The organism is Marinobacter sp. MBR-105 (assembly GCF_053628895.1).
The window spans coordinates 83,087-90,254 of the sequence record NZ_JBRJHG010000018.1 but is presented as its reverse complement, the minus strand read 5'-3'; the positions used below and the strand labels follow the sequence as shown (position 1 = coordinate 90,254).

General features: G+C 55.9%; 7 protein-coding genes. 2 read left to right on the top strand and 5 right to left on the bottom strand.

Annotated elements, in window-relative coordinates; genetic code table 11:
- Positions 1 to 385: 385 nt before the first annotated feature.
- Positions 386 to 1,588 carry a tyrosine--tRNA ligase gene (gene tyrS, locus ACSSVV_RS18035; RefSeq protein ID WP_113880559.1) on the bottom strand — a complete coding sequence of 401 codons (1,203 nt, stop codon included), beginning with the start codon at positions 1,586 to 1,588 and terminating at the stop codon, positions 386 to 388.
- 304 nt (positions 1,589 to 1,892) lie between these two features.
- Between tyrS and ACSSVV_RS18030 the strand changes: the two genes are divergently transcribed.
- Positions 1,893 to 3,272: an OapA family protein gene (locus ACSSVV_RS18030; protein WP_454106680.1), complete on the top strand. Its 1,380-nt coding sequence runs from the start codon at positions 1,893 to 1,895 to the stop codon at positions 3,270 to 3,272.
- Between the two features lie 2 nt (positions 3,273 to 3,274).
- Positions 3,275 to 4,375, top strand: a complete 1,101-nt coding sequence (locus ACSSVV_RS18025; RefSeq protein WP_454106679.1) for an anhydro-N-acetylmuramic acid kinase — start codon at positions 3,275 to 3,277, stop codon at positions 4,373 to 4,375.
- A 1-nt stretch (position 4,376) separates the two neighbouring features.
- Here ACSSVV_RS18025 and erpA read toward each other — a convergent pair whose 3' ends face one another.
- The 4 genes from erpA to argC all read right to left on the bottom strand — a co-directional run bounded on the left by erpA (position 4,377) and on the right by argC (position 7,028).
- Positions 4,377 to 4,709 (bottom strand): iron-sulfur cluster insertion protein ErpA, encoded by a 333-nt coding sequence (gene erpA / locus ACSSVV_RS18020; RefSeq protein WP_011784224.1) that lies wholly within the window; start codon positions 4,707 to 4,709, stop codon positions 4,377 to 4,379.
- An 83-nt stretch (positions 4,710 to 4,792) separates the two neighbouring features.
- The gene (locus ACSSVV_RS18015) at positions 4,793 to 5,239 is read right to left on the bottom strand and encodes a bactofilin family protein (RefSeq protein ID WP_011784223.1); all 447 of its coding nucleotides are present in this window, start codon (positions 5,237 to 5,239) and stop codon (positions 4,793 to 4,795) included.
- Position 5,240: 1 nt separating this feature from the next.
- On the bottom strand, positions 5,241 to 5,981 hold the full coding sequence (locus ACSSVV_RS18010) for a DUF6776 family protein (RefSeq protein ID WP_022991911.1): 741 nt from the start codon (positions 5,979 to 5,981) through the stop codon (positions 5,241 to 5,243).
- Between the two features lie 9 nt (positions 5,982 to 5,990).
- The gene (gene argC, locus ACSSVV_RS18005) at positions 5,991 to 7,028 is read right to left on the bottom strand and encodes an N-acetyl-gamma-glutamyl-phosphate reductase (RefSeq protein ID WP_022991910.1); all 1,038 of its coding nucleotides are present in this window, start codon (positions 7,026 to 7,028) and stop codon (positions 5,991 to 5,993) included.
- Between the last annotated feature and the right edge of the window lie 140 nt (positions 7,029 to 7,168).

Below are 7,168 nucleotides of genomic sequence, written 5' to 3'. Positions count from 1 at the left end.
CCTCGGCCAGCGCCCACACGAATTACTTGGTTAACTTTTTAAAGAGCGTTTGAGCTGTTGCTCAATCAAGGCCGCGTATTCTACATCGTTTCGCTACCCTGTCAACCGTTTATTTTTCGCTGTTTTCGCTTCCGAAAACCGCCGAAAAACTCTCCGGCTTACTGCCTGTTTCGAGATGCGCATTCTACACTGAACCGCCTTCCTGTCAACCGCTTTCTGAAGTTTTTCTGAAACACTTTCTTCAGCGCTTTCAAGCAGTTATCGCTCAGGCTTTGCCTCTTTTCAGTGGCCTGCCCCTCAAGCGAGAGGCGCATTCTACAGACCTCAGCCGAGGAGTCAACGGCCAATCTGAAAAAAATTCAGATTGGCCAAAACGCCACGAAAATCACTCGACAATTATCACCCGGGCAATCTTCTTTTTACCCGCCTGGATGACACACTCATCCCCTGCTACGAACATGCGCTGCCCCTCAAACTGCTGGCCATCCACATAAACCGCTCCACGCCCAAGCACGTCACGCGCCGCAGCACCGTTCTTCACCAGACCAGCAAGACGCAGAACCGCAGGCATCGGAATCTCACCCTGACCTTCCAGCGAAACCTCCACGACCGGCACGTTGTCCGGAATCTCACCGAGAGCAACCCGATTACCCGCCGACTTATGAGCCGTCTTTGCGGCCTCCTCATCATGGAAGCGGGTAATCAACTCTTCAGCGAGTACCTTCTTATAGTCCTGAGGGTTTTCGCCGCCGGCAACCGCGGCTTTGAATTGCTCGATCTCAGCCATCGGCCGGAAACTGAGCAACTCGAAGTAGCGCCACAGCAACTCATCTGGCATGGAAAGCAGCTTGGTATACATCTCCCCCGGGGAGTCGCTGACCCCCACATAGTTACCGAGAGACTTGGACATCTTCTGGACACCATCCAGCCCCTCAAGGATAGGGACGGTCAGGATGGCCTGCGGTTTCTGGCCGTAATGCTTTTGCAGAATCCGCCCCATCAGAAGATTAAACTTCTGATCAGTGCCACCCAACTCAATATCAGCTTCCAGCGCCACTGAGTCGTAGCCCTGCACCAGAGGATAGAGGAATTCATGAATAGCGATTGGCTGCTCGGAACGATAGCGCTTGGTAAAGTCATCGCGCTCAAGCATACGGGCAACCGTATATTGCCCGGCCAGGCGAATCATATCCGCCGCTGTCATCTTGCTCATCCACTCGGAGTTGAAGACAACCCGGGTTTTTTCCCGATCCAGAATCTTGAACACCTGCTCTTTATAGGTAATCGCATTGTCGCGCACCTGATCTTCAGTAAGCGGAGGCCGGGTAGCACTCTTTCCTGTGGGGTCACCGATCATGCCGGTAAAGTCACCAATCAGGAAAATAACTTCGTGCCCAAGGTCCTGGAACTGACGCAGTTTGTTTATAAGAACCGTGTGGCCGAGGTGCAGGTCTGGCGCAGTTGGGTCGAAGCCGGCCTTCACTCGCAGCGGCCGACCTTCTTTCAGCTTTTCAACCAGGTCTTCCTCTGGAATCAGCTCATCAATACCCCGTTTGATAATCGCCAGCGCTTCATCTATTGATGCCATGAACCCCTCACCCCGTCTGTGACAATAAAGCGGGAGCCGGTTACAGAGGTCTACAAAAGAAATCTGTGAGTTACCAGCACCCTTGGTACAGTAGAAATGCTCAGAAAACGACCAGTTAGAGCATGAAAAGCCCGGGATTATAGCAGCGGCAGCGCAGTTTGTACGACCAGCACAGCCGCTCGACTGTAATGTTGGACACTGTCGCAATTCTGTTATATGCGGTACTCTGTTGGTCTATACTTGACCTGGCGCTTTAATAAGCCGGTACAAATTACTGGATTACCGATTAAAACGGGTGAGCCACGTGCTGAAAACATTCCCCAAAACACACATTACCCTGGCGGCAGCCGCCACGGTGATCGTCTCTGCTGCTGTCCTGATGAGCCCAAGTGCAGACGTTGAAGCCAAGCGGATGAGCTACACCGTCGACCTGGAACAGGGCCTGATTTCCGGGGCATCCTCACAGGAAGCCAGCACCCAAGCCGCCGCTCCGGAGGCTGAGACAACAAGCCAAACAACTGAAAGCCAGAGCCAACCAATGGCAGCTCAGGCAGACGTTGCACCCGAGCCTGATATTCAGTGGCAGGAATTCACCATCAAATCTGGCGATACGCTCTCCACGTTGTTCCGGAAAGCCGGATTTAACGACGGCCTGATGCTTTCGGTGATTCACGGTGACGGCGAGGCCGACAAGCTCCAACGCCTTTATGCCGGCGAGGATATCCGGTTCGGCGTGAACTCCGAGGGCGAACTGGTTGCGATTGAACTCCAACGCTCTTTATTGGAGTCCCTCAAAATCGCGCGCACGGAAGATGGCTTTCTTGGTGAGACCGTCGTTCGCGAACCTGAAGCCAGACCGGCATTCGCCGCAGGCGTTATCGACGGGTCTTTATACCTCTCAGCCAGAAACGCCGGGCTGAATGATCGCCTGACGATGGAACTGGCCGGCATTTTCGGCTGGGACATCGACTTTGTATACGATGTCAGAAAAGGCGACAGCTTCGAAGTGGTTTACGAAGAGCTTTATATTGATGGCGAAAAGTTTGATACCGGCCGAATTCTCTCTGCCCGCTTTATCAACCGGGGAGAAGATAACCTTGCGCTGTTATATACCGATGCGAACGGAGAAAGTGACTACTATTCACCCGACGGCAAGAGCATGCGCAAGGCCTTCCTGAGAGTGCCGATCAACGCCCGCGTTTCCTCGCCCTTTAACCTGCAACGTCGCCACCCGGTTCTTGATGTGGTTCGCCCACACGAAGGTACCGACTATGCCGCACCTCCGGGGACCCCAATCAAGGCAGCCGGTAGTGGCCGGGTGAAGTTCGCTGGCTGGAAAGGCGGCTACGGCCGGACGGTGGTACTGCAGCATGGCGACAATATCACAACGCTTTACGCACATATGAGCCGACTGGGCAAAGGCATCAAGAACGGTACCCGGGTCAAGCAGGGCGAAACCATTGGCTACGTCGGCTCATCCGGCATGGTGACTGGACCCCACCTGCATTACGAATTCCGGATCAACGGTGCGCCGAGAAACTCAAGAACGGTAAAACTCCCCGACGCCAAGCCGGTGCCGGACAGCGAGATGGCAAGGTTCCAGAAGTTCACCGAGCAGCGCCTGGCACAGTTCAACGTGTTCCGCGAAAGCAATCAGCAACTGGCTCTGGCCTCGGACAACTGAGCATGGACTACTGGCTAGGCCTGATGTCAGGCACCAGCATGGACGCAGTTGATGCGGTGCTGGTGTCTTTCGACACGAACAGCCTGGCCGTCCACGAAACCATCTCTCTACCCTATGCCGACGCGCTGCGCCAGCGGTTATTGCTGGCAACACGCAACCAGGCTGACCCGGATGAGCTGGGCGAACTGGATACCCTGGTTGGCCAGCATTTTGCGGAAGCCGGTGCCCAACTGATTAAACAGTCGGGAATTAACCCAAAACAGATACGGGCCGCCGGCAGCCACGGCCAGACCATTCGCCACCAACCAGCCGGCAATGCGCCCTTTTCCCTTCAGATCGGCAATGCCGCGTGGCTATCCGAACGCCTGGGGATCATTACAGTTGCCGATTTCCGCAGCCGGGATATTGCCTCCGGCGGACAGGGCGCTCCCCTGGTACCCGCTTTTCATCGCTGGCTCTTTGCCTCACCCACTCAGGATAGATGCATTCTGAATCTCGGTGGCATTGCCAATATCACCTGGCTGCCGGCCGGATCGAGAAAGCCGGCCGTCGGCTTCGATACCGGCCCGGCCAATGCCCTGCTGGACGCCTGGTGCCTGGACCAGACCGGGCGGCATTTTGATGAAGACGGCCACATGGCCAGCGAGGGTGCGACCCATTCCGAACTGCTTGCCAGCATGCTGTCAGACGCCTACTTCAGCAAACCAGCTCCGAAAAGTACGGGCAAAGAGCGTTTCAACATCGACTGGGTGCGCACACATCTTCAACGTTTCGAAGAGATACCCGCCGAGGACGTGCAGAGAACCCTGCTGCAACTGACCGTGACAACCATTCTCCAGCAGTTACCACAGGAAAATGCGGACATGGCCGTGTATGCCTGTGGTGGTGGCACCTTCAATCGATTACTGATGAGAGAGCTCAAGGTAGGCCTTGGGTCCGCCGCACTACACACCACGGCGGATCTTGGTCTTGACCCTCAGTGGGTAGAGCCGGTGGCGTTCGCCTGGCTGGCCCGACAAACCATCCTTCAGTTACCGGGCAACGTGCCCGAAGTCACCGGCGCTTCGGGCGAGAGAATACTGGGCGCAATTTATCCACCCTGATTCAGATGGAAAATGAGCTGCCGCAACCGCAGGTCGAACTCGCATTGGGGTTCTGAACGACAAACTGTGAACCCTGCAGCCCTTCCTGATAGTCGATAGTAGCCCCTACCAGATACTGATAGCTCATGGAGTCAACCAGCAGCTTGACGCCGTCCCGCTCGATGACGGTGTCATCCTCTTCCTGACTTTCATCAAATGAAAAGCCGTACTGGAATCCGGAGCAGCCGCCGCCTGTCACAAACACGCGCAACTTGAGATCGGGATTTTCTTCTTCCTCGATCAACTCGCGCACCTTCGCGACGGCGTTGTCGGTGAAAAACAACGGCGTGGCCATCTGTTGCTGAACTACACTCAAAGTCTGCCTCCGGCATGATATTGCTGTCGGGAAATTATGGTATTCCTGACTAAAACAATCAACTATTCGGACTTATCCTCATCTTCACCTGTAAGTGAACCATCTGCCTGTTGGTGCTCATGGGTCAGCAGGCCACTGGTCTCGTCCTTGCGAACCAGGTTTCCGTTGACCGAGGCGCCCATGGCCATCTCAATCAACTGGTAATAGACATTGCCGGTGACTACCGCTTTCTCTGCCAGCTCGAGGTGGGCAGAGGCATGCACGTCACCCTTTACCTTGCCATTGATGATGATGTGGGGGGCCACGACGTCGCCAACGATTTCCCCCACCTCTGACAAACGTACCACCGCATCGGAGCCTTCTTCGGCGACAACCCGGCCCTTGATGGTGCCGTCCACGTGAAGACCACCGGAGAAATGAACGTCGCCCTCAACGGTGGTCTTGCCGGAAATCAGGGTGTCAAAATGGCCGGGGGAACGGCGGGGTTTCTGCTTTTTCTTGCCAAGCATCTCAGTTCTCCGTTAAATCTTTCCAATCAAAGGTTCGTTCAGCCTGGGATGCCTTGCGGCCCTCCGCCTGGGCAACGACCTGAATCTCATAGGGTTCAAAGCTCTCAGGCAGGCGCAGGCTGCCCTCCACATCCTGGAAGTAGCGGAACCGGAATTTCACGCCCAGATCATCAATCTCATCCGACAGATCTCTCAGCGCAATCACCTCTTTCTCGCCATCCAGACGACCGATGACATTTACGGCCACCAGACCCGAAATATAGCTCTTGTTGTTGCCAACCTGAGTCAGCACCATTTTGAAATCGAAAACACCAGACTCCCTGGCCGGGCTCAGCGTAAAACTGTCCACCTGCAGGCCCTTGCTGGTTTCCGAGGGCGCCATGATATTGCGGTAGAAGGTAAGATCCGCCTCCAGCTCCAGGATGCGGGTTTCCAGGCCGACAATCGTGTTTCGTGCCTCCCGCAGTGCCTGTTCATCGATCGCGCGCCCACGTTCGAGATTCACCAACCCCTGACGTGCCTCCCGGTATTGCTCCCGAAGGTTTTCTACCTCCTCCACCAGCTGCTCGGCAGACGCCTCCGCCGAGCTGAAACGGAAGCCTCCCTGGGCAAGCCCAGCGGCATATCCTGCCACGGCGGCGATGACGGTAAATGCCAGCAGAATCAGGCTGCGACGTAACCGGTAACCTGGCCGATGGCGGATAACAACGTATTCATCCGCCGGTTTTCGAGGATCACTCACGGCCCGACCTCACGGCAGCAGAGCCGGAGCGTTCAGCCCCATGGTTTCATCCAGGCCGAACATGATATTCATATTCTGAACCGCCTGGCCGGCGGCGCCTTTTACCAGGTTGTCGATCACCGATGACACAATCACGATATTACTGTCTTCCTGGCGGTGTAATGCCATCCGGCAATGATTGGCACCACGAACACTGCGGGTCTCCGGATGACTGCCGAACGGCATGACATCAACGAACGGCTCATTTTTATAACGCGCCTCATACAGCGCCTGAAGGCGGTCAAAATCCTGCGGATTATCAAGCTCGGCATACAGCGTGGCTTCAATACCGCGAATCATCGGTATCAGGTGCGGCACAAAGGTAACACCAACGCCTTTCCCTGCAGCGGCCATGAGGCCCTGGCGAATCTCCGGCAAATGCCGATGCCCGGAAGCGCCGTAGGCCTTGAAACTCTCGCCTATCTCACCGTGAAGCATGCCAATCTTGCCCTGCCGGCCGGCACCGCTGGCGCCAGACTTGGCATCGGCTATCAGCCTTGCCGGATTGACCAGGCCCTGCTCCAGCAACGGCAGGAATCCCAACTGCACGGCTGTCGGATAACACCCTGGATTCGCAACCAGCTGAGCGTCACGAATGGCCTCGCGCGCCACCTCGGGCAAGCCATAAACCGCTTTTTCGGCCCAGCCGGCACTCTCGTGGGGCATGCCATACCAGTTTGCCCAGGTATCAAGATCTTTCAGGCGGAAGTCCGCGGACAGGTCGACCACGCGAACACCTGAGGCCATCAATTCCGGAACCATGCGCATGGCAACGCCGTGCGGCGTGGCAAAAAACACCAGATCACAGCTCGCCAGCACCGATGCGTCGGGCTCGGAGAATTCAAGGTCAAAATGGCCTCGCAGGTTGGGATACATATCGGCCACGGGCATACCCGCTTCCGATCGCGAGGTGATGCAGATAACCTCTGCTTCCGGGTGGACAGCCAGAATTCTCAACAGCTCTACACCCGTGTATCCGGTTCCGCCGACGATGCCTACTTTAATCACTCTTATCTCCAACGTGGTCTGGACAGAATTGGGAAGTCAGGGCACGTAGTCTAACATGATAAACCAAGGACTTATTGCAGCCTGCGGGCCCGCCGTTACAATGTTGTCAGAAATCTGCTGATGATCCCGACACTCCAACC

Excerpts from the sequence above, each read along its gene's own strand:
- tyrS (WP_113880559.1), bottom strand. The coding sequence starts at position 1,588 with ATGGCATCAATAGATGAAGCGCTGGCGATTATCAAACGGGGTATTGAT.
- ACSSVV_RS18015 (WP_011784223.1), bottom strand. The coding sequence starts at position 5,239 with ATGCTTGGCAAGAAAAAGCAGAAACCCCGCCGTTCCCCCGGCCATTTT.
- erpA (WP_011784224.1), bottom strand. The coding sequence starts at position 4,709 with ATGGCCACGCCGTTGTTTTTCACCGACAACGCCGTCGCGAAGGTGCGC.
- ACSSVV_RS18025 (WP_454106679.1), top strand. The coding sequence starts at position 3,275 with ATGGACTACTGGCTAGGCCTGATGTCAGGCACCAGCATGGACGCAGTT.